This is a genomic window from Nitratireductor sp. (genome assembly GCF_017794765.1).
Lineage (GTDB): Bacteria > Pseudomonadota > Alphaproteobacteria > Rhizobiales > Rhizobiaceae > Nitratireductor.
Genome location: NZ_CP051236.1, coordinates 3,537,638 through 3,557,997, shown reverse-complemented (window position 1 = coordinate 3,557,997; position 20,360 = coordinate 3,537,638). Strand labels below are relative to the sequence as shown.

16 protein-coding genes are annotated in these 20,360 nt (G+C 59.6%); 14 read left to right on the top strand and 2 right to left on the bottom strand.

Going from position 1 to position 20,360, the window contains the following annotated elements; all coding sequences use genetic code 11:
- Positions 1-111 precede the first annotated feature (111 nt).
- The 14 genes from HF949_RS16900 (at position 112) to HF949_RS16835 (ending at position 18,759) form a co-directional block, all read left to right on the top strand.
- On the top strand, positions 112-3,591 hold the full coding sequence (locus HF949_RS16900) for an indolepyruvate ferredoxin oxidoreductase family protein (RefSeq protein WP_292897154.1): 3,480 nt from the start codon (positions 112-114) through the stop codon (positions 3,589-3,591).
- A 49-nt stretch (positions 3,592-3,640) separates the two neighbouring features.
- A complete protein-coding gene (locus HF949_RS16895; RefSeq protein WP_292897153.1) occupies positions 3,641-5,989 on the top strand; it encodes a putative bifunctional diguanylate cyclase/phosphodiesterase in 2,349 nt (782 codons plus the stop codon).
- Positions 5,990-6,138: 149 nt separating this feature from the next.
- Positions 6,139-6,939 carry an N-acyl amino acid synthase FeeM domain-containing protein gene (locus HF949_RS16890; RefSeq protein WP_292897152.1) on the top strand — a complete coding sequence of 267 codons (801 nt, stop codon included), beginning with the start codon at positions 6,139-6,141 and terminating at the stop codon, positions 6,937-6,939.
- Between the two features lie 61 nt (positions 6,940-7,000).
- Positions 7,001-7,675: a Crp/Fnr family transcriptional regulator gene (locus HF949_RS16885; protein WP_292897151.1), complete on the top strand. Its 675-nt coding sequence runs from the start codon at positions 7,001-7,003 to the stop codon at positions 7,673-7,675.
- A 256-nt stretch (positions 7,676-7,931) separates the two neighbouring features.
- Positions 7,932-9,908, top strand: a complete 1,977-nt coding sequence (locus HF949_RS16880; protein ID WP_292897150.1) for an AMP-binding protein — start codon at positions 7,932-7,934, stop codon at positions 9,906-9,908.
- Entirely contained in the window at positions 9,905-10,729 is an 825-nt protein-coding gene (locus HF949_RS16875) for an ABC transporter ATP-binding protein (RefSeq protein WP_292897149.1), read from the top strand. Before HF949_RS16880 ends, HF949_RS16875 begins: the two co-directional genes overlap by 4 nt.
- Positions 10,730-10,748: 19 nt before the next feature.
- On the top strand, positions 10,749-11,708 hold the full coding sequence (locus HF949_RS16870; protein WP_292897148.1) for a branched-chain amino acid ABC transporter permease: 960 nt from the start codon (positions 10,749-10,751) through the stop codon (positions 11,706-11,708).
- A gap of 3 nt (positions 11,709-11,711) precedes the next feature.
- The gene (locus HF949_RS16865) at positions 11,712-12,788 is read left to right on the top strand and encodes a branched-chain amino acid ABC transporter permease (protein WP_292897146.1); all 1,077 of its coding nucleotides are present in this window, start codon (positions 11,712-11,714) and stop codon (positions 12,786-12,788) included.
- 72 nt (positions 12,789-12,860) lie between these two features.
- A complete protein-coding gene (locus tag HF949_RS16860; RefSeq protein WP_292897144.1) occupies positions 12,861-14,180 on the top strand; it encodes an ABC transporter substrate-binding protein in 1,320 nt (439 codons plus the stop codon).
- A 69-nt stretch (positions 14,181-14,249) separates the two neighbouring features.
- Positions 14,250-15,083: an ABC transporter ATP-binding protein gene (locus tag HF949_RS16855; protein WP_292897142.1), complete on the top strand. Its 834-nt coding sequence runs from the start codon at positions 14,250-14,252 to the stop codon at positions 15,081-15,083.
- Positions 15,084-15,295: 212 nt separating this feature from the next.
- Entirely contained in the window at positions 15,296-15,523 is a 228-nt protein-coding gene (locus tag HF949_RS16850; protein ID WP_292897141.1) for an aa3-type cytochrome c oxidase subunit IV, read from the top strand.
- Positions 15,524-15,609: 86 nt separating this feature from the next.
- Positions 15,610-16,935 carry a Re/Si-specific NAD(P)(+) transhydrogenase subunit alpha gene (locus tag HF949_RS16845; RefSeq protein ID WP_292897139.1) on the top strand — a complete coding sequence of 442 codons (1,326 nt, stop codon included), beginning with the start codon at positions 15,610-15,612 and terminating at the stop codon, positions 16,933-16,935.
- A complete protein-coding gene (locus tag HF949_RS16840; RefSeq protein ID WP_292897138.1) occupies positions 16,935-17,360 on the top strand; it encodes a proton-translocating transhydrogenase family protein in 426 nt (141 codons plus the stop codon). Before HF949_RS16845 ends, HF949_RS16840 begins: the two co-directional genes overlap by 1 nt.
- Before the next feature lies 1 nt (position 17,361).
- Positions 17,362-18,759, top strand: coding sequence for an NAD(P)(+) transhydrogenase (Re/Si-specific) subunit beta (locus HF949_RS16835; RefSeq protein ID WP_292897136.1), 1,398 nt, complete (start codon positions 17,362-17,364; stop codon positions 18,757-18,759).
- A gap of 76 nt (positions 18,760-18,835) precedes the next feature.
- Here HF949_RS16835 and HF949_RS16830 read toward each other — a convergent pair whose 3' ends face one another.
- Both HF949_RS16830 and HF949_RS16825 read right to left on the bottom strand, forming a co-directional pair.
- Positions 18,836-19,321, bottom strand: a complete 486-nt coding sequence (locus HF949_RS16830) for a DUF992 domain-containing protein (protein ID WP_292897135.1) — start codon at positions 19,319-19,321, stop codon at positions 18,836-18,838.
- A 141-nt stretch (positions 19,322-19,462) separates the two neighbouring features.
- Positions 19,463-20,311, bottom strand: coding sequence for a tetratricopeptide repeat protein (locus tag HF949_RS16825; RefSeq protein WP_292897134.1), 849 nt, complete (start codon positions 20,309-20,311; stop codon positions 19,463-19,465).
- Between the last annotated feature and the right edge of the window lie 49 nt (positions 20,312-20,360).

The window sequence follows — 20,360 nt, the reverse complement described above, 5'->3', positions numbered from 1 at the left end:
GTTGCTCATTGTTGTGGAGCCCGCAAATTCGTTTGACGGGATGCCGGGCGGATAGAAAACTACCCTTGCGGAAGCGTTTCCAACCGTGATCCGCAGAGGAGGAATTATTACATGACGCTTCACGACGTCACGCTCGATGACAAGTTCGATTTAACGAAGGAGCGCATTTTCGTATCCGGCGCGCAGGCGATTGTCCGGATGCTCCTGATGCAGCGTGAGCGTGATCGACGTGCGGGGCTGAATACGGCCGGTTTCGTTTCCGGCTATCGTGGGTCGCCCATTGGTGGGCTCGATCAGCAGCTCTGGAAGGCGAAAAAACAGCTCGAAGCGTCGAATGTGGTCTTCCAGCCCGGTCTGAACGAGGAACTGGCGGCCACCGCCTGTTGGGGGTCTCAGCAGACCGAACTTCTTGGCGAAGGCAAATATGACGGTGTTTTCAGCGTCTGGTATGGCAAAGGCCCGGGCGTAGACCGCTCCGGCGATGTTTTTCGCCATGCCAATCACGCAGGCTCCTCGAAACATGGTGGTGTGCTGGCGCTCATGGGCGATGACCACACAGCCGAGTCCTCGACGGTTGCCAATGCCAGCGAGTTCGCTTTTGTCGATGCGATGATCCCGATCCTGAACCCTGCCGGCGTTCAGGAACTGATAGACTATGGTCTCTATGGCTATGCGCTGTCGCGTTTTGCAGGGACCTGGACGGCCATCAAATGCGTCAAGGACAACATTGAATCGACAGCCGCCGTGGATGTGTCGCTTGAGCGGCTGAACATCGTCACGCCCGAATTCGAGATGCCGCCCGGCGGTCTTAACATCCGCAACGAGATCAACATGCTCGGGCAGGAGGCCCGGCTCTACGACTTCAAGCGCGCTGCCGCCGCGGCCTTCGTCCAGGCAAACAATCTCAACCGCATCATCTATTCCGGCGGCGCCAATGCAAAGATCGGCATTGTCACGCTTGGGAAGAGCTACCTCGACACGCGTCAGGCGCTGGACGATCTGGGGATCGATGAGGCGCGTGCAAAGCAACTTGGCATCCGTCTTTTCAAGGTGGCCTGCCCATGGCCCTTCGATGTCGAGCACATGCGGGAGTTCGCGCGCGGCCTCGACATGGTGATCGTGGTCGAGGAAAAGCGCTCGCTGATCGAAGTGCAATTGCGCGAGAATCTCTACGGGACAGCCAATCAGCCGGAAATCATCGGCAAGGTGGATGAGAAAGGCAACCGGCTTTTCGCGCCCACGGCGGCGCTTGATCCCAATGAAATCGCCATCGCCATCGGCGAGCGCATCCTGCGCGTCATCGGTCCGTCGGAGGAAATTGCCGCTCATGTGTCGCGGCTTCGCCAGTTTCAGGCGATGCTCGCGGATACGCAGGACGTATCAGGTCGCACGCCCTTTTTCTGCTCCGGATGCCCGCACAACACCTCAACCAATGTTCCCGAAGGGTCGATTGCCGGCGGCGGTATTGGCTGTCACTTCATGGCCACCTGGATGGATCGTTCCAATGTGGGTTTTACCGCGATGGGCGGCGAGGGTGCGCAGTTCATTGGGCAGGCCCCATTCTCGAAGCGCGAGCATTTCTTCCAGAACCTCGGCGATGGCACCTACAATCATTCAGGGTCCATGGCGATCCGGTTCGCGATCGCGTCGGGCGCAAACATCACGTACAAGATCCTCTACAACGATGCTGTTGCCATGACGGGTGGACAGCCGCATGAAGGCGGTCTCACCGTCGACATGATCGCCGACCAGGTGCGCGCGGAAGGCGTGCAGCGCATTGCCGTTGTCAGCGATGAACCGGAAAAATACGCCGGGGTTGTGAGCTTCCCCAAGGGCACCACGATCAACCATCGTGACGATCTCGATCAGGTGCAGCGCGACCTTCGTGAGGTGAAGGGCGTTTCCGTTCTGCTTTATGATCAGACCTGTGCTGCGGAGAAGCGTCGCCGGCGCAAGCGTGGCACTTTCCCCGACCCGGACAAGCGCGTTTTCATCAACGAACTCGTGTGCGAAGGCTGTGGTGACTGTGGAATCAAATCCAATTGCGTTTCGGTGCAGCCGCAGGAAACCGAATTCGGTCGCAAGCGCCGAATTGATCAGTCGAGCTGCAACAAGGATTTTTCCTGTGTGAACGGTTTTTGCCCGTCCTTTGTGACGGTGCACGGAGCCAGGCTGAAGAAGGCGAAAGCCGCAACCGGTGCCAGTGATCCGCTGGAAGGTGTGCCGGAACCGGAGCTTTACAGTCTCACGCGCGGCTGGTCGGCGGTGGTGGACGGAATCGGCGGCACGGGCGTCGTGACCATCGGCGCGATCGTCGGCATGGCTGCCCACCTGGAAGGCAAGGGTGCGGGCATCATCGACATGGCGGGGCTGGCGCAGAAGGGCGGTGCGGTTTTCACTCATCTTCGCGTCGCCGAGACACCGGAAGATATTCACGCCATTCGCGTCTCGGCGGGTGAGGCGGATCTCGTTCTTGGCTGTGACCTGGTGGTTTCCGGCGCCAAGAAGGTTCTCGCAGCGGCCCGTCAGGGGCACACGCTTTTCATGGCCAACACGGCGGAAGTGATGCCTGGAGACTTTGCACGCTCAGCCGATTTCTCTCTACCGACCGAGCGCCTGAAAATGGCAATCCGCGCTGCGGTCGGTGAAGAAAAGGCGCATTTCTTCGATGCCACACACACGGCGAGCGTTCTCTTTGGCAATTCCGTTGGTGCCAACATGCTCATGCTTGGCATGGCTTATCAGCTTGGTGGTTTGCCAATCTCTGCAGAAGCCATCGAGAAAGCGATAGAGCTCAATGGCCAGGCGGTAAGCATGAACGTTTCCGCCTTCCGTTGGGGGCGCCGCGCGGCGCACGATCCAGAGTTTGTGAGCCAACTGGTCGCTAGGTCTTCGAATGGCGATGTCCGGCAACCTGTTTCGCAGACACTCGATGAGATCATCGACCGGCGTGCGGCTTTCCTGGCCGGCTATCAGAGCCAGGCTTACGCGGAGCGCTACCGCCGACGTGTCGCCCGTTTGCGCGCCGCGGAAGAAAAAGCTGTGCCGGGCTCGATCGCTGTGACGGAGGCCACGGCGCGGAACCTGTTCAAGCTGATGGCGATCAAGGATGAGTATGAGGTGGCGCGGCTCTACACCGATGGTGCCTTCAAACGCCAGCTCGCTGCGGAATTTGAGAGCTATGACCGTCTTGAATTTCACCTTGCCCCGCCCATTCTCGGTCGTCGCGATGCTGCCGGCCACCCCAGAAAATCGAATTTTGGTCCCTGGATGATGACCGCCTTTCGCCTGCTGGCGCGTTTGCGCGGGCTGCGCGGCACGCCGTTCGACCTCTTCGGCCGTACGCAGGAGCGTCGAATGGAGCGGCGGCTGTTGTCCGAATATGAAGCCGACCTCGATCGGATCGAGGCAGTGCTTTCTCCGGAGAGGGCGAATGCTGCGGTTGCGCTTGCATCGATCCCCGCCCTCATTCGCGGGTACGGGCACATCAAGGAAGCCAATGCGGCAAAAGCAGCGCAGGAGCGGGCGAGACTGATCCAGCGTCTGGAAGATGGTGAAACGGAAGATCCCTTCCTGAAGGCAGCAGAATAGCCGGCTTCTCTCAAGAAACGGACGGAGAAACTTCACTAAACCTTTCTTAATGCTGTTATGGCATATCTTGCCCGTCAATCGGGCTCATGCGGTGAAAAACAGCAGAAACAGCATTCCGGAAGACGTCTACGTTGGGTACATCCGTTCGTTGTTTCAGGACGTGGGCGTGCTCCCCGTCGGTGCGGCTTGCTATGGCCTGATTGCCATTCTTCTTTACTACAAGACCGGGCAGGCTGCTTTCCTCGCCTTCGGGCCAGCGATGTTCATTGCCGGGCTCTGGCGCTACTTCAAGATTACTCGTGTCGATCACGCCCTGATCTCCGACTATCCATCAGCGCTTGCCTGGGAGGCGCGTTACCTCTGGTGGGGCAGCCTCCACGGATTTGTCGTGGGTGCTTTTGGGTTCTTCGCCACGGCTCTGTCTGAGGACAATTTCAGCGAGCTCGCCGCGGTCGCGGCCATCCTTAGCGGTACGATCACAATAGCAGGGCGCAACTACGGGTCACACAAAATGGTGTCGATCCTGACGCTGACGATTGTGTTTCCGATGGCGCTCGGCCTGATGTTGAAGGGCGATTTATATCATTTCGTGCTTGGGCTTTTCATCGCGCCATTCATGCTGGTCGTGACCAAAATGGCAGATCTGGTGCGCACGGTTCTCTTCACCGCCATCAGTGAGGAAAAGCGCTCCACCAGGCTGGCGCAGCGCTTCGACCGCGCACTCAATACGATGCATCATGGCCTGCTTATGCTGAACAATGAGGAGCGGGTGGTGGTGAGCAATACCCAGGCGGCTGAGATGCTTGGGTTCAAGTCCTCAGAGCAGTTGCTGGGGCGTACGCTGAAATCACTGCTCATGCGTGGTGTGGCAAGCGGTCTTCTTTCGGAGCGCGATTATGCCTACGCCGAAGAACAGCTGTCGCGCGCTCTGCGCGAAGGTCGCAACCGCAAGGTTCTGTTGCGCATGACCAATGGGCGGCACTTTGAGTTCGCTGCCCGCGAAGGACATGACGAAGTGGGTGTTCTCACCTTCGAGGAAGTTACAAGTCGCGTCGAAGCGGAGGAGAAAATCCGTTTCATGGCGCGGTATGACAGCCTTACCAGCCTGCCCAATCGCGCGTATTTTCACGAGAAGGTGACGGAAGCGATGGCGGCAGGCGACCAGGGGCGCCTGTGCGCTCTTGGGGTTCTCGATCTGGATGATTTCAAGACAGTCAACGATACGCTCGGTCATCCAGTCGGAGACGGCTTGATATATGCGGTGGCCGAGCGACTTTCTGCCTTCGCAAACCCCAACATTCGCATCAGCCGGTTCGGCGGCGATGAGTTCATGGTCTACTTCAACCAGGTGGCCGACGAAGAAGAGTTCTCCCGGCAGTTCGAGGAAATCTTCGCCTCGCTTACCGGTGAAGTCGATGTCGCGGGACATGCGATGCGCGTTCAGGCGAGTGGCGGGGCCGTGGTCGTGCCTGTTCGCTCAAGCGATGTGGACTCGATGATCGTCAAGGCGGATCTGGCGCTCTTCCGGGCCAAGGAGCTGGGCAAAAATGCCTGGAGCCTGTTCCAAACCGAGATGGATATCGCATTCCGAAACCGGCAGGTGATGAAGGCCGATCTGCGCAGCGCCATCGAGGCGCGCAGTCTGCGCGTTGTTTATCAGCCGATCGTTGATGCAGGCACGATGCGGATCACGAGCTGTGAGGCGCTGTGTCGCTGGGACCATCCGGACCTCGGACTGGTCTCACCCGCGGTCTTCATACCTCTCGCGGAGGAAATGGGTCTGATCTCCGAGATCAGCACGATCGTTCTCGAGGCAGCGTGTGAGGAATGCGTTAAGTGGCCGGAACATGTGAGTGTGTCGGTCAATTTGTCGGCAAAGGATTTTCGCTCTGAGGCGGTTGTCGGCAAGGTGGAGCGGGCTCTCAACGGCGCGGGACTGAAGCCGGACCGCCTTGAAATCGAAGTGACGGAGACTGCACTCCTCAACGATACAGAAGCGACCGTCCGTTACATCAATACCTTGAAGAGGCTTGGTGTGCGCATCGCGCTGGACGACTTTGGCACCGGATATTCCTCCCTCAGCTATCTGCACACATTACCGCTCGACAAAATCAAGATCGACGGTAGCTTTGTCGCAAATCTGAAGGAAGGCGAGCGCTCGCTTCATCTTCTGCAGGGCGTGGTCGACCTTTCGCGCAAGCTGGGCCTTGCTGTAACGGTCGAAGGCGTTGAGCGGTTCGATCAGCTGAAGCTGCTCGAAAGCTCGGTGAAGCCCGATCTCCTGCAGGGATTTCTGTTCGGTCCGGCCCTGACGGCCTCGGGTATTGAAACCATGGCCGAAATGAAACAGCTTTACACACCGGCTCAGCTTGCGCGCGAAGAGCGCCTATCCAACTGACTTTCAGCGCCTTTTGTATCTGCAAGATGAGTGCGCATAAATCTTTTGTTAAGGTTAATAAAACCTGAACAGTTTGATTACGAGTTTCAGCTTTACATCGCTGATCATGGGACTACGCTTATATTCTACGAGAGGTGGTAGAAGTCGACATGGGGCATGCGGCAATGGTCATGAGTACCGGCCTGGTCGGACTGAAACCGGGAACTGAACGCGTCGTTCGCGAACAGTCAAACAAATCTTCAAGCTTCATCGATGGCGTGATGGCGCTACTCGAGCGTACCGAGTATCGCCGGTGCGAAACAGGGGAAGACCGTGAAGAGATCTTCCATCTTCGGTACCGTTCCTATCGAGCTCATGGTTTCGTGCCCGAGACGAAAGGACAGATCGTTCACGACGACCTCGACGATCTCCCCAATTGCTACAATTTCGCTGTCTATATCGACAAGCGTCTTGTCAGCACTGTGCGCCTGCACCAGATCGACCAGCGCAACCCGCTCGGTCCCGTGACCAAAGGGTTCGGTGACGTCATGTCGCCTCTGATCGAACAGGGTGACAGCTGCATCAACCCCAGCATGCTTGCTGCAGATCCGGAGTGGGCGCGCGAATACCGTGCGTTGCCCTACGTTTCGCTGCGTCTGGTGATTGCGGCCTATGAGTATTTCCGCTCGACCTATTGCGCCTGTCTCATCCGGCAGGAACACACCGCATTCTATCGCCGGATCTTTGGTGCCCGCCAGATGAGCCCGGAGCGCACCTATCCGCCAATCAGCGTTCCACTGATGCTGTTCGGAGGCGTTTGTGCCAGGGAGTTCGGTCCCATTGTGGATCGGTTTCCGTTCTTCCTGTCGACGCGGTCGGAGCGAAAGCTTCTGTTCGAGCGCGGCAACGCCCACCTCGCACCACCACTGACCGTGCTTCCCACAGCCAAATATCTGAAGCACGCGGCCTGAAGCGTACCCTCTTTCAGCGCCACTGCTTGCCGCTCGCGGGCAGCCGGGTTATCGAAGTGGCATGAGCACGAAACGGGATACGGTTGCAGAAACCATCTGGGCTGCCGAACTCACGGATGAGGAACTGGATCGGGCCCGGCGAGGGCTGACGGAACGAACCTTTTCCAAGGGCAGCTATATCTGCCATCGGGGAGATCGGCTCGACCACTGGACGGGCGTTTCCGAGGGACTCATCAAGATCAGCGCCATCTCCGCTGCCGGGAAGGCAATGACCTTCGCCGGCGTGACGGATGGCGGCTGGTTTGGGGAGGGGTCGGTGCTCAAGAACGAGCCCCGACAATATGACGTCGTGGCAATCCGGGATACGCGTCTCGCGATGTTGTCGCGCAGCAGCTTTCTGTGGCTTTACGAGAACAGCACCGGTTTCAACCGGTTTCTGGTGCGGCAGCTCAATGAGCGCATGGGCCAGTTCATCGCGACGATAGAATATGATCGCATTCTGGGTCCGACGGCGCGTGTGGCGCGTAACCTGTCCTGGTTCTTCAATCGTACGCTTTACCCGCGTGCGGGCACCACGATCGAGATCAGCCAGGAGGAACTCGGTCTGCTCGCCGGAGTCTCGCGTCAGGTGGTCAATCGCGCCTTGCGCGCGCTGGAGGAGGAAGGGCTGCTCAAGGCAGAGCATGGCCGCATCACAGTGGTGGATGCGGGTGCGCTGAGCCACTACGAGTCCTGAGCGGGTCCTGGTCCCGCAGAACCCGTCATTCTTCTTGATAATCGCTTAGACTTTGGTCGGAGCAGGCGCCTGATGCTTCCGGAATACTCGCATCCGCGCACATAATTCCGCTAGTATAAAGGCAAACTGATCGCATGTCTGTCAAGGGGCGTGTTGATCGGTTGCAGGTTTCGTGGAACCCTCGATCCAATCAAGAACCGGTTCTGGGAGGAGCCGGGAAAACAGCGGTCAACCGCTGACAGTGGGAGGAAGCGACTTGGCGCATTCTGACGCGTCTAAGGATACGTTTGCCAAATATCTGCTCTGGAACGCCGAGCGGTTTCGCGACCGGCCGGCGATGCGCTTCAAGGATTACGGCATCTGGCAGAGCTGGAGCTGGGCAGAGCAGCTTGAGGAAGTGCGGGCTTTTGCGCTTGGTCTCCAGTCGATCGGCATCAAGCGTGGCGACAAGATCGCCGTGATCGGTTCCAACCGGCCGAGGCTTTACTGGGCCTTCGCTGCTGCCCAGTCATTGGGGGCGGTTCCGGTGCCGGTCTATGCCGATTCCGTCGCCGAAGAGATGGCTTATGTTCTGAACCATGCCGAGGTCACCTTCGCTGTCGTCGAGGACCAGGAGCAGGTCGACAAGGTTCTGTCCATTTCCGACGAGGCGCCGCTTCTGACTGAGATCGTCTATGACGAGGAGCGGGGTTTACGCGATTACGATCACACCCATCTCCATGCGTATGATGACCTGCGCGAAGAGGGTCTGCGCCGGCTTGCCGAAGAGCCGGGTGTCAACGACGACTGGCTGGCCGAGATCGAGAAGGGGCGCGGCGCCGACCTTTCGGTGATGCTCTACACCTCAGGCACCACGGGCCGCCCCAAGGGCGTGATGCTGTCGAACGACAATTTCGTGCGCTCGGCCATTAACGGCAACGCCTTCGACAATCTGACCGAGAACGAGACGATCATCGCCTATCTGCCGCTGGCATGGGTGGGCGATCACCTGTTCTCCTACGCCCAGTCCTACACGGCTGGCTTCTGCGTCGCGTGTCCCGAAAGTCCCGAAACGGTGAACGAGGATCGTCGCGAGATCGCGCCGACCTACTTCTTCGCACCGCCGCGCGTCTTCGAGGCCATGCTGACCTCGATCATGGTGCGGATGGAGGATGCGGGAAAGCTCAAGAAGGGCATGTTCGACTATTTCCTGGCCCACGCCGCAAAGGTTGGCGAGCGCATTCTGAATGGCGAGCAGGTCGGCCTCTTGGACCGGCTGAAATACGGGCTCGGCGAATTCATGGTCTATGGCCCGCTGAAAAATCGCATGGGCTTTTCGAACATGCGTGTCGGCTATACGGCGGGCGAGGCCATCGGGCCGGAGCTTTTCTCCTTCTACCGTTCGCTGGGACTGAACCTGAAACAGCTCTACGGCCAGACGGAAGCCACCGTCTATATCACCGCGCAGGAGGATGGAAAAATCCGTCCCGACACGGTGGGGCTGCCATCGCCGGAGGTAGAAATCCGCATCGCCGAGAGCGGCGAGGTGATGTATCGCTCGCCGGGCGTTTTCGTCGGCTACTACAAGAACGATGAGGCGACCCGCGAAACCAAGACCGAGGATGGCTGGGTGCACACGGGTGACGCCGGCTTCTTCGACGGCGACGGTCAGCTCAAGATCATCGACCGCGCCAAGGATGTCGGCAAGCTCTCCAACGGCGCGCTGTTTGCCCCGAAATACATCGAGAATACGCTAAAGTTTTTCCCGGACATTCAGGAGGCGGTGGCGTTCGGCCATGGGCGGGAATTCTGCGCGGCATTTATCAACATCGACCTGCAGGCGGTCGGCAACTGGGCCGAGCGCAACAACATCGCCTATGCGTCCTATCAGGAGCTTGCCGGGCACCCGCGCGTCTACGAGACCATCGCAGCCCATGTGAACGAGGCCAATCGCAGGCTCGCTCGCGAGCCGCTGATGGCGGCTTCCCAGATCAGGCGCTTCCTCGTTTTGCACAAGGAACTCGACGCCGATGACGGCGAATTGACCCGCACCCAGAAGGTGCGCCGCAAGTTCATCGCCGAGCGCTATGGCGAGCTGATCGAGGCGCTTTACGACGGCTCCACGGAGAAATTCGTGGAAACCCAGGTCACCTATGAAGATGGCCGCAAGGGCATCATCCGCGCGACGGTGAAGATCGTCGATGCCGAGGTCCATGCGGTTCCGGTCGAGAGCGCGCGGGAGGCTGCCGAATGAACCCGCGCCCCGATCCCAGTCAACTCACCGCGCCCGACGACGGCATCGCCAGGGGCGGTGTGCTTCTCGACGTGAAGAACGTCTCGCTTTCCTTCGGCGGCGTGAAGGCGATCACTGACATTTCGCTGAACGTTCTGAAGGGCGAGATCCGCGCCATCATCGGTCCCAACGGTGCCGGCAAGACGTCCATGCTCAACGTCATCAACGGCTTCTACACGCCGCAGCAGGGCACGATCATCTTTCGCGGGCGCGAGCGCCGCTCCATGAAGCCGCACGAGGCGGTGGGGCAGGGCATCGCCCGCACCTTCCAGAACGTCGCTCTCTTCAAGGGGATGTCGACGCTCGACAACATCATGGCTGGCCGCTCGGTCATGATGAAGCGCAATATCGGCTGGCAGATGCTCTGGCATGGGCCGGCGCTTCGCGAAGAGATCGAACACCGCGAAAAGGTCGAGGAGATCATCGATTTTCTGGAGATCCAGCACATTCGCCGCACACCTGTGGGCAAGCTGCCCTATGGCCTGCAAAAGCGCGTCGAGCTTGGCCGCGCGCTTGCAATGGAGCCGACGCTTCTTCTTCTCGATGAGCCCATGGCGGGCATGAATCTTGAGGAAAAGGAAGACATGAGTCGCTTCATCATCGACGTGAACCAGCAGCGCGGCACCACCATCGCGCTGATCGAGCACGATATGGGCGTGGTCATGGACCTGTCCGACCGCGTGGTGGTGCTCGATTACGGCAAGAAGATTGCCGACGGCTCGCCCGACGAGGTGAAGAACAGTCAGGATGTGATCGACGCCTATCTGGGCGTCCCGCATTAGGTGGCGAGGGGAGGAACGCATGGAATTCTTGAACGACATCCTGATAAAGCCCTTCGCCGACATGGCGGCTGCTCCCGATTTCCTGCTTCAGGTGCTCTGGGAAGGGCTTGTCGGAGGGGTGCTCTACGCGCTGATCGCGCTCGGCTTTGTGCTGATCTACAAATCCTCGCGCATCTTCAATTTTGCGCAGGGCATTATGGTGGTGTTCGCCGCCCTCACGCTGGTGGGCCTCTATGAAAAAGGCGTGCCGGCCCTGCTTGCCCTGCCGCTCACGCTGGCCGTAATGCTGGTGCTTGCCATGACCATCGAGCGCGTGGTGCTGAGGCCGCTGGTCAACCAGCCCGACATCATCCTGTTCATGGCCACCATCGGCATCACACTCTTCCTGATCGGCTTCGGCGAACTGATCTTCGGTGGCGAAAACAAGGTGATGATCACCGAACAGCTTTTCATCCCCACCGGCAGCATCGTGTTCGAGCCTTTTGGCGGCTTCGTCTCCATCGAGGAGAAAGACCTGACGGCGGTGATCGGTGCCATGGTGCTGGTCGCAGCGCTTCTGGTCTTCCTCAACAAGTCCAAGATCGGCCGCGCTATCCGCGCGCTGGGCGATGACCATCAGGCTGCCCTTTCAGTGGGCATTTCGCTCTCCACCATCTGGGTGATCGTCTGGTTCATTGCCGGTGTCATCGCGCTTGCCACAGGCATTGTCTGGGGCGCGCGCGCCGGCGTGTCGTTCGCGCTGGAGGTGATCGCCTTCAAGGCGCTGCCGGTGCTCATGCTCGGCGGTCTGGAAAGCGTCATGGGCGCGATCATCGGCGGGCTCGCCATCGGCATTCTGGAAAAGCTCTTCGAGATCTATTGGGGCCAGCCGCTGCTTGGCGGCAACACCGAAGCCTGGTTCGCCTACATGCTGGCGCTGCTGGTGCTTCTCTTCCGCCCGCAGGGGCTGTTCGGCGAAAAAATCATTGAGCGGGTATAATTCATGTTCTACCGCACAGCAGGCCAGTTCAAGACAAGTTATGAAGCCGATCACGCGCTGTTTCCGGTGCGGCAGGATGCGTTTCTGCTCGGCGTCGTCCTCGTCATCGCGTTTGTCATCTTCCCGCTCACGGCGAGCGAGTTCACGTTCCGCGCGTTGTTGATCCCGGTATTGATCTATTCGCTGGCAGCCCTCGGCCTCAACATACTGACGGGATATGCCGGGCAATTGTCGCTTGGCACCGGGGCTTTCATGGGCGTGGGCGCCTATGCCTGCTACAAGCTCATCACCATCTTTCCCGAGATGAACATCGTGGTGGCCATTGCCCTATCGGGTTTTTTCTCCGCCGCAATCGGCGTGCTGTTCGGTCTGCCATCGCTGCGCATCAAGGGGTTTTACCTCGCCATCGCCACGCTGGCCGCACAGTTCTTTCTCGTCTGGTTGTTCCAGAAATGGGCATGGCTCTACAATGACAACGCCTCTGGCGCGATCCAGGTGCCCAATATCGACATGTTCGGCATCACCGTCGCCGGTCCGCGCGCCACGGCCATCACGCAATACTACTTCGTTCTTTGCGTGGTTTGTGTGATCACCTTCTTCGCCATCAACATCACGCGCGGGCGCATCGGCCGCATGTGGAAGGCGGTGCGCGACATGGACATCGCCGCAGAGCTTGTCGGCATCAATCTGATGCGCTCCAAGCTCATGGCCTTCTTCGTCTCATCCTATGTGGTGGGCATTGCCGGAGCACTTTTCGTCTTTCTGTGGCGCGGTGCGGCGGAGGCGAACCTGTTCGACATCCCCTTGTCTTTCCGCGTGTTGTTCATTGCCATCATTGGCGGGTTGGGTTCGATCCTTGGAAACTTTCTCGGAGCCATCCTCATCGTGGCCCTGCCGGTCATCATCGGCAGTGTGCCGCAGGCGTTCGGCATTCCACTCGATTCAGCCATGGTCGAGCATTTGAACATCATGATCATCGGTGCGCTCATCATCGCCTTTCTGATCATCGAGCCGCACGGGCTCGCGCGCTTCTGGGCGATGATCCGCGAGAAATTCATTCTGTGGCCATTTCCGCACTAGGTGGAAAAGGTGTCTGAAACGGGGATTGTTCGCCCCTTCCTTTCGGAGAACGGAACAAGTGGAGGAGAGAGTATGAAGAGAATGCTCAGAAATGCGATCCTGTCGTCAGCCCTTCTTGCTGCCGCCAGCGTCGCCGTCCCTGCTGCTGCGCAGGACGAGGCCATCTACATTCCGAACCTGGCCTACCGCACCGGCCCCTTCGCGGCCACCGGTACACCGCTCATGAATGGCCAGCGCGATTACATCACGCTGTTAAACGAGCGCGATGGCGGGCTGAACGGCGTCAAACTCGAATATGACGAGTGCGAAACCGGCTACAACACCGAGAAAGGTGTCGAGTGTTACGAAAAAACCAAGGCACGCGCCGTGGTCACGCAGCCCTGGTCGACCGGCATCACACTGCAGGTCCTGCCCAAGTCGAATGTCGACAAGATCCCGATCCTCGCGCCCGGCTATGGCTTCTCGCCCATGGCCGATGGCAAGGTATTCCAGTGGGCCTACAACCCGCCGTCATCCTACTGGGATGGCGCGTCGATGATCCTGAAAAACATTTCGGACGGCAATCTCGACAGTCTGAAAGACAAGAAAATCGCCTTCCTGCATCTCGATCATCCGTTCGGCAAGGAGCCTCTGCCTCTGCTTGAGGTTCTGGCCGAGAAGCATGGCTTCAACCTGGTTCCCATCCCGGTCGGTCTGACGGAAATGCAGAACCAGTCCGCGCAGTGGTTGCAGATCCGCCGTGAGCGTCCCGATTTCGTGGTGATGTGGGGCTGGGGTGCCATGAACGCCGGCGCCATCACCGAAGCGGTAAAGACCAAATATCCGATGGACCAGTTCGTCGGTGTTTGGTGGTCCGGTCATGACGGCGACCTCAAACTGGTCGGCGATCAGGGCAAGGGCTACCGCTCGATCTCCTGGAGCGTGCCCAATTCCGAGGCTCCGCTTATGGCCGACATCAAGAAATATGTCGTCGATGCCGGCAAGTCGCAGATCAATCAGGGTGAAGGCGAGTTCGATTCCGTGTTCTATCAGCGCGGTCTCATGATCTCCGTCATACTGGTCGAGGGCATCAAGGCTGCGCAGGAAGAGTTCGATGTGCGCAATCCCAGCCCGGAGCAACTGCGCTGGGGGCTGGAAAACATCAATCTCGATGAAGCCCGGCTGAAGGAACTCGGCGCCGAAGGCATGCTCGTTCCCTTCAGCACGTCATGCGCCGATCACACCGGCCATGGTGGCGGCTGGATGCTTCAATGGGACGGCGCGAAATTCGTCAAGGCGTCGGACCTTCTGACACCCGACCGTGCCGAGATCGAAAAACTGGAAGCTGAAAAGGCCAAGGAATATGCGGAAGCCAACGCGCCCTGGCCGGTCAATGAAGAGTGCAGCATGTAGGCACTTGACGCCCCACTGCTCCCCGTCTCCAGCGGGGAGCAGCATTTCCATAAAATGGGAACCGACGGCATGACGACACCAGCTCCCGCGCCACAGGCCGATGAACAGATCCTCGAAGTCAACAATATCGAGGTCATCTACGATCACGTCATACTGGTGCTGAAAGGGGTTTCCCTCTCGGTTCCGCGTGGTGGGATCACCGCCTTGCTCGGTGCGAATGGAGCGGGCAAGACCACAACGCTCAAGGCCATCTCCAACCTGCTGCATGCGGAGCGCGGCGAGGTGACCAAGGGCTCGATCCTGTTCGGTGGTGCCGAAGTCCAGAACCTTTCGCCGAACGATCTTGTGCGGCGGGGCTGCATCCAGGTCATGGAGGGGCGGCACTGTTTTGGCCATCTCTCGGTGGAGGACAATCTGCTTACGGGCGCGTTTACCCGGCGCGACGGGCAGGCGGCTATCCGCGAGGATCTCGATCTGGTCTACACCTATTTCCCGCGCCTGAAAGAACGGCGCAACTCGCAGGCCGGCTACACCTCAGGCGGCGAGCAGCAGATGACGGCGATTGGCCGGGCGCTCATGTCGCGCCCGAAGATGATCCTGCTCGATGAGCCTTCCATGGGACTCGCGCCTCAACTGGTCGAAGAAATCTTCGAGATCGTCAGAAAGCTCAATGAGGAGCAGGGCGTCTCTTTCCTTCTGGCCGAGCAGAACACCAATGTGGCGCTGCGCTATGCCAAGTATGGCTATATTCTGGAATCGGGCCGTGTCGTGCTCGATGGCGAGGCCAGGGCGCTGCGCGAGAACGAGGACGTGAAGGAATTCTATCTCGGTGTCGGTGGCGAGGGTCGTCGCTCCTTCCGGAATGTGAAACACTACAAGCGACGCAAGCGCTGGCTCTCGTGATTCACCATATGCCGTTTGCGATGACGAAACAGTAGTCCGCCATTTCATGCCCGGAGCGCTGATTTTTCCACATTCCGTACCGTTTCCGTGAAATCGGTTCTCTTATGGCGCCTCAAAGCGCATTGGATTGTTCATGCGGCAATCCTCCCATTGCCCTTCCGCCATCTTTTCGCTATCTCCCAAGACCAATTCTATTCCCATGGGGTTTTGAGATGGCAGAGAATTTGCCGGCCGGACCGGCTGAAACGGGCGCGGAAATGGACTACGCCGAACACGAGAAGACCTACGATCTCTTCCTGGCCGTCATCAAATATTCGAGCCTGGTGGTTGTCGCCATTCTGGTGGCAATGGCGTTTGGTTTCTTCACCTCCGCTGGTTTTTTCTCCAGCACCGTTCTCTTCATTCTGATCTCGGTGATCGGCGCCTGGCTGCTGCGCTAGCCGCGCCACTTGCCGCGATGTGACGTGCGGAGCCGCTCCCTCGGCTCCGTGAAATGGGGGGACGGTCCAACCGAAAGGATATGACGGTGGGACAAAGCATATTTGTGCCTAAAGAAATTGACGTGACGGAAGGTCGTGTTGCGGTCTCTCCGGAAACGGTCAAGCGATTTGTGGGGCTGGGTTTCGACGTGATCGTCGAGAAAAACGCAGGCGAACAATCGCGAATTGTCGATGCCGAGTTCGAAAAAGCGGGCGCGAAGATTGGCAAGGCTTCTGACGCCGGCAAGGCCGATGTGGTTTTGAAGCTGCGCCGCCCGACACCTGCCGAGGTCAAGACCTATAAGAAGGGCGCGCTGGTCCTCGCCTCCATGGATCCATACGGCAATGAGGGTGACGTCGCCGCGATGGCATCGGCGGGCGTCACGGCGTTTGCCATGGAGTTCATGCCACGCATCACGCGCGCCCAGTCCATGGATGTCCTGTCCTCGCAGGCAAACCTTGCCGGTTACCGCGCCGTCATCGACGCCGCCGCCGAATATGATCGCGCGCTGCCGATGATGATGACCGCCGCCGGCACGGTCCCCGCCGCCAAAGTGTTCGTCATGGGTGCCGGCGTGGCCGGGCTTCAGGCCATCGCCACCGCGCGCCGTCTGGGTGCAGTCGTCACCGCCACCGATGTTCGTGCGGCAGCGGGCGAGCAGGTGCAGTCGCTTGGTGCGAAGTTCATCATGACCGAAGCGTTGAAAGATGCTTCGGGTGAGGGCGGTTATGCCCGCGAGCTGACCGACGAAGAGAAGAAAGCCCAGGCCGAACTCGTCGCCGATCACATTGCCAAGCAGGACATCGTCATCACCACGGCGCTTATTCCGGGCCGGCCTGCGCCGCGCCTTGTCAGCGCTGCCATGGTCAAGTCCATGAAACCTGGCTCCATCATTGTCGATCTCGCGGTCGAGCGCGGTGGCAATGTGGAAGGCGCGAAGGCTGGAGAGGTCGTCTCAACGGCCAATGGCGTGAAGATTATCGGCCATCTCAATGTGCCGGGCCGGGTGGCCGCATCCGCGTCGCTTCTATATGCGAAAAACCTCTACACCTTCCTGGAGACCATGGTCGACAAGGAAAAGAAGGTGCTTGCCGTCGATATGGAGGACGAGTTGGTGAAGGCTACCATGCTCACCCATGACGGCAAGGTCGTGCATCCCAATTTCGTCGACACCGCAAAGCCTGCTATCGCAAAGCCTGCTGCCAAGGCCGCCGCGCCAAAAAAGGCGCCAGCCCGCAAGGCGCCCGCGCGCAAGCCCGCAGCCAAGGCTGCGAGCGGCTCCGCAGCGACGAAGAAAACGGCAGGAAAGCCGGCTGCTACGTCCAGCGCCGCCGATAAGCCTGCCGCAACCAGATCGGGGGGAGAATCCTGATGGAACCAACCGCACTAGAAAAGGCGCTCGACCAGCTCGACAGCGCCGCGGCGAGCGTTCGCGCCGCCATTGAAGGCATGCAGGCGGCCGAAGTCGCCGATGCCGCCAGCGCGCTTGCGCATGGCGCATCCGGTGGGGCGATCGACCCGTTTGTCTTCCGCTTCGCCATTTTCGTGCTGGCGATCTTCGTCGGTTATTATGTTGTGTGGTCGGTGACGCCGGCGCTGCATACGCCGCTCATGTCGGTCACCAACGCGATCTCCTCCGTGATCGTCGTCGGCGCACTTCTAGCCGTGGGCATCTCCGCTTCCGGCCTTGCCACCGGCTTCGGCTTCATCGCGCTCATCCTCGCGTCGGTGAACATCTTCGGCGGCTTCCTTGTGACCAGCCGCATGCTTGCCATGTACAAGAAGAAGGACAAGTGACGTGAGCGCCAATCTTGCATCCTTCCTCTACCTCGTTTCCGGCATTCTCTTCATCCTCGCGCTGAGGGGCCTGTCGCATCCCACAACCAGCCGTCAGGGCAATGTCTACGGCATGGTCGGCATGGCCATCGCCATCGGCACCACGCTGCTCTACGCAACGCCCTCCTTTGGCGGTTTTGTCCTCATCGTTCTTGGCATCGCCATTGGCGGTGGCATCGGCGCGGTGATCGCGAAGCGCATCGCAATGACTGCCATGCCGCAGCTCGTGGCCGCCTTTCACTCTCTGGTCGGCCTCGCGGCCGTCATGGTTGCGGCCGCCGCACTCTATTCGCCTGAAAGCTTCGGCATCGGCGAACTGGGTGCGATCCACGCCCAGGCTCTGGTCGAGATGTCGCTCGGTGTCGCCATTGGCGCGATCACCTTTACCGGCTCCATCATCGCCTTCCTGAAGCTTGATGGGCGCATGTCCGGCAAGCCGATCATGCTGCCCATGCGCCATGTGGTGAATGCGGGCCTTGCCATTGCGCTGGTCGTCATGATCGTGCTGCTCGTCACCACGCAGAGCACCACGATCTTCTGGCTTATCGTTGCCGCCTCCCTGGTGCTCGGTGTGCTCATCATCATCCCGATCGGTGGCGCGGACATGCCGGTTGTCGTGTCGATGCTCAACTCCTATTCGGGCTGGGCTGCAGCCGGTATCGGCTTCACACTCGGCAATCTCGCGCTCATCATCACCGGCGCGCTGGTGGGCTCTTCCGGTGCGATCCTGTCCTACATCATGTGCAAGGGCATGAACCGGTCCTTCATCTCGGTCATTCTCGGCGGCTTCGGCGGCGAGACGGCGGCTGCCGCCGATGACGGGATCGACCGCACGGTCAAGCAGGGCTCTGCCGACGATGCCGCCTATCTGATGGCGAATGCGCAGAAGGTCATCATCGTGCCGGGCTATGGCATGGCGGTCGCGCAGGCGCAGCATGCGCTGCGTGAACTGGCCGACAAGCTGAAGGAAGCAGGCGTCGAGGTGAAATACGCCATTCACCCGGTCGCAGGCCGTATGCCCGGCCACATGAATGTGCTGCTTGCCGAGGCGCAGGTGCCCTATGACGAGGTGTTCGAGCTCGAAGACATCAACTCCGAGTTCGCCCAGGCCGATGTGGCCTATGTCATCGGTGCCAACGACGTCACCAATCCGGCAGCCCGCGACGACAAGTCCTCGCCGATCTATGGCATGCCCATCCTCGATGTGGACAAGGCGCGCACCTGCCTCTTCGTCAAGCGTTCGCTTGGCTCCGGCTATGCCGGCATCGACAACACCCTGTTCTATAAGGACGGGACGATGATGCTGCTCGGCGACGCCAAGAAGATGACAGAAGACATCGTTAAGGCGATGGATCACTGACAGCAAAGAACTGGCATCAGAGAAAAAGCCCGGCGCGAAGCCGGGCTTTTTTGTTGCCGGGTGGGGCAGGGGATTATCACTCGGCAGCAGAGGTTGAGCGTAGCTGAAATTCGCTCACGCCCAGCGCGACATTGATGCCCGTCTTGCCTTCAAGGCTCACGGGCTGAAGCATCAGGCTCTGGCTGTCCTGCGTAACGAGAATGTTCGCGCCAGCGCCAAGTCCGGCTGCCACTTCCGCGCTCACACCGGCATAGTCACCTTCAAGCGCGCCTGGAGCATAGGCATCAGCTGTGGGAGCCATGACCAGCCACTGCATCTGCGTGGCATCCTTGACACCGACATCGAGGCCGAACTTGTTCACGACACCAACATAGGTCTCGGGCGGACGGCTATCATCAGCCGGCTCGAAGGTGCAGGCCAGTTCCTGGGAGGAGGCGATCACCACGCCGGCTCCGCCTTCGATGACGCAGTCAAGGACACCGACTTCGACACGCTCCTGTGAAAGCGCCGGAGTGACGGCGGCAGCGGTCAGGGCGGAAGCGAGAATGATTGCTTTTTTCATCACTGGAACTCCTTTTGTGGTCCGGGCTCAAAACACGCCACTGCAAAGAAGGTTCCAGATTAATTTGCCTGACCCTGCTTGAAGACGGCAAAAAGCCCCGGCCTGGGCGTCCGGGGCTAAGCTGTTGGTAAATATCAAAAATCAGATGCGCGTGCGGGCCAGACCATCGCGAGCCGGCATGTATTCCGGGTCGAGTTGAAGCGCGCGGGCGTAGGATTTCGCTGCTTTCTCCCTGTCACCGCGCTTCTCGTAGACAAGCGCCTGATTTGCCCAGCTTTCCGCCAGGCCGTCGTCAAGCCGGATGGCGGTGTTGAAGTCGGAGAAGGCGTTTTCCTCGTCGCCCTGTGCCAGATAGGAGAGCCCTCGACCGTTGTAGCCATACGGTGCGTCCGGGGATAGCGAGATCGCCTTGGCGAAGTCCTCGATTGCGAACTGGTGCTGGCCGCTCGCCTGATAAAGCAGACCGCGTCGGTGATAGGCCCGCGGGTCTGTCGTATCGAGCCGGATGGCGCGTTCCAGATCGGCAAGTGCGTCGGTTGAACGGCCGGAGAGGCGGTAGACTTCTGCACGTCCGATATAGGCGGTGTCATAGTTCGGATCGAGTGAAATCGCCTGATTGTAATCCGCAAGCGCCTGCTGGTTGTTGCCCATGTAGCGGTGGATCAAGGCGCGGTTGGCATAGGTGTTTGGCGAGCGCGGGTTGAGCGAGATCGCCTTGTCGAAATCCTTCAACGCATCCTGATAGCGACCCGCCCGGCCGTATGCCGCCCCACGCATATTGTAGGCTTCAGGCTCATTGGGGGTTCTTTGAATGACCGCACTCAGCGAGCCGATATTCTCGGCAGAACCCTGAGCGGTATCGACACGGCTCAGATCAGTGGCGGGATTTGTCGCGGTTTGGCAAGCCGCGAGAGGCAGAAGGGCTGCGAGGGCGAAGCCCGCAACCGCGTTGCGCGATGCGCGGGAGGGGGGCGTGTCGAAAGAAGTCATGCCACTTAATGCCACAACCCGAGTGCCAAACCAAGCCATTGCCGTCCCC

Excerpts from the sequence above, each read along its gene's own strand:
- HF949_RS16875 (WP_292897149.1), top strand. The coding sequence starts at position 9,905 with ATGAACCCGCGCCCCGATCCCAGTCAACTCACCGCGCCCGACGACGGC.
- HF949_RS16870 (WP_292897148.1), top strand. The coding sequence starts at position 10,749 with ATGGAATTCTTGAACGACATCCTGATAAAGCCCTTCGCCGACATGGCG.
- HF949_RS16890 (WP_292897152.1), top strand. The coding sequence starts at position 6,139 with ATGGGGCATGCGGCAATGGTCATGAGTACCGGCCTGGTCGGACTGAAA.
- HF949_RS16840 (WP_292897138.1), top strand. The coding sequence starts at position 16,935 with ATGGAACCAACCGCACTAGAAAAGGCGCTCGACCAGCTCGACAGCGCC.
- HF949_RS16830 (WP_292897135.1), bottom strand. The coding sequence starts at position 19,321 with ATGAAAAAAGCAATCATTCTCGCTTCCGCCCTGACCGCTGCCGCCGTC.
- HF949_RS16860 (WP_292897144.1), top strand. The coding sequence starts at position 12,861 with ATGAAGAGAATGCTCAGAAATGCGATCCTGTCGTCAGCCCTTCTTGCT.
- HF949_RS16900 (WP_292897154.1), top strand. The coding sequence starts at position 112 with ATGACGCTTCACGACGTCACGCTCGATGACAAGTTCGATTTAACGAAG.
- HF949_RS16885 (WP_292897151.1), top strand. The coding sequence starts at position 7,001 with ATGAGCACGAAACGGGATACGGTTGCAGAAACCATCTGGGCTGCCGAA.
- HF949_RS16895 (WP_292897153.1), top strand. The coding sequence starts at position 3,641 with ATGCTGTTATGGCATATCTTGCCCGTCAATCGGGCTCATGCGGTGAAA.
- HF949_RS16855 (WP_292897142.1), top strand. The coding sequence starts at position 14,250 with ATGACGACACCAGCTCCCGCGCCACAGGCCGATGAACAGATCCTCGAA.
- HF949_RS16865 (WP_292897146.1), top strand. The coding sequence starts at position 11,712 with ATGTTCTACCGCACAGCAGGCCAGTTCAAGACAAGTTATGAAGCCGAT.
- HF949_RS16850 (WP_292897141.1), top strand. The coding sequence starts at position 15,296 with ATGGCAGAGAATTTGCCGGCCGGACCGGCTGAAACGGGCGCGGAAATG.
- HF949_RS16825 (WP_292897134.1), bottom strand. The coding sequence starts at position 20,311 with ATGACTTCTTTCGACACGCCCCCCTCCCGCGCATCGCGCAACGCGGTT.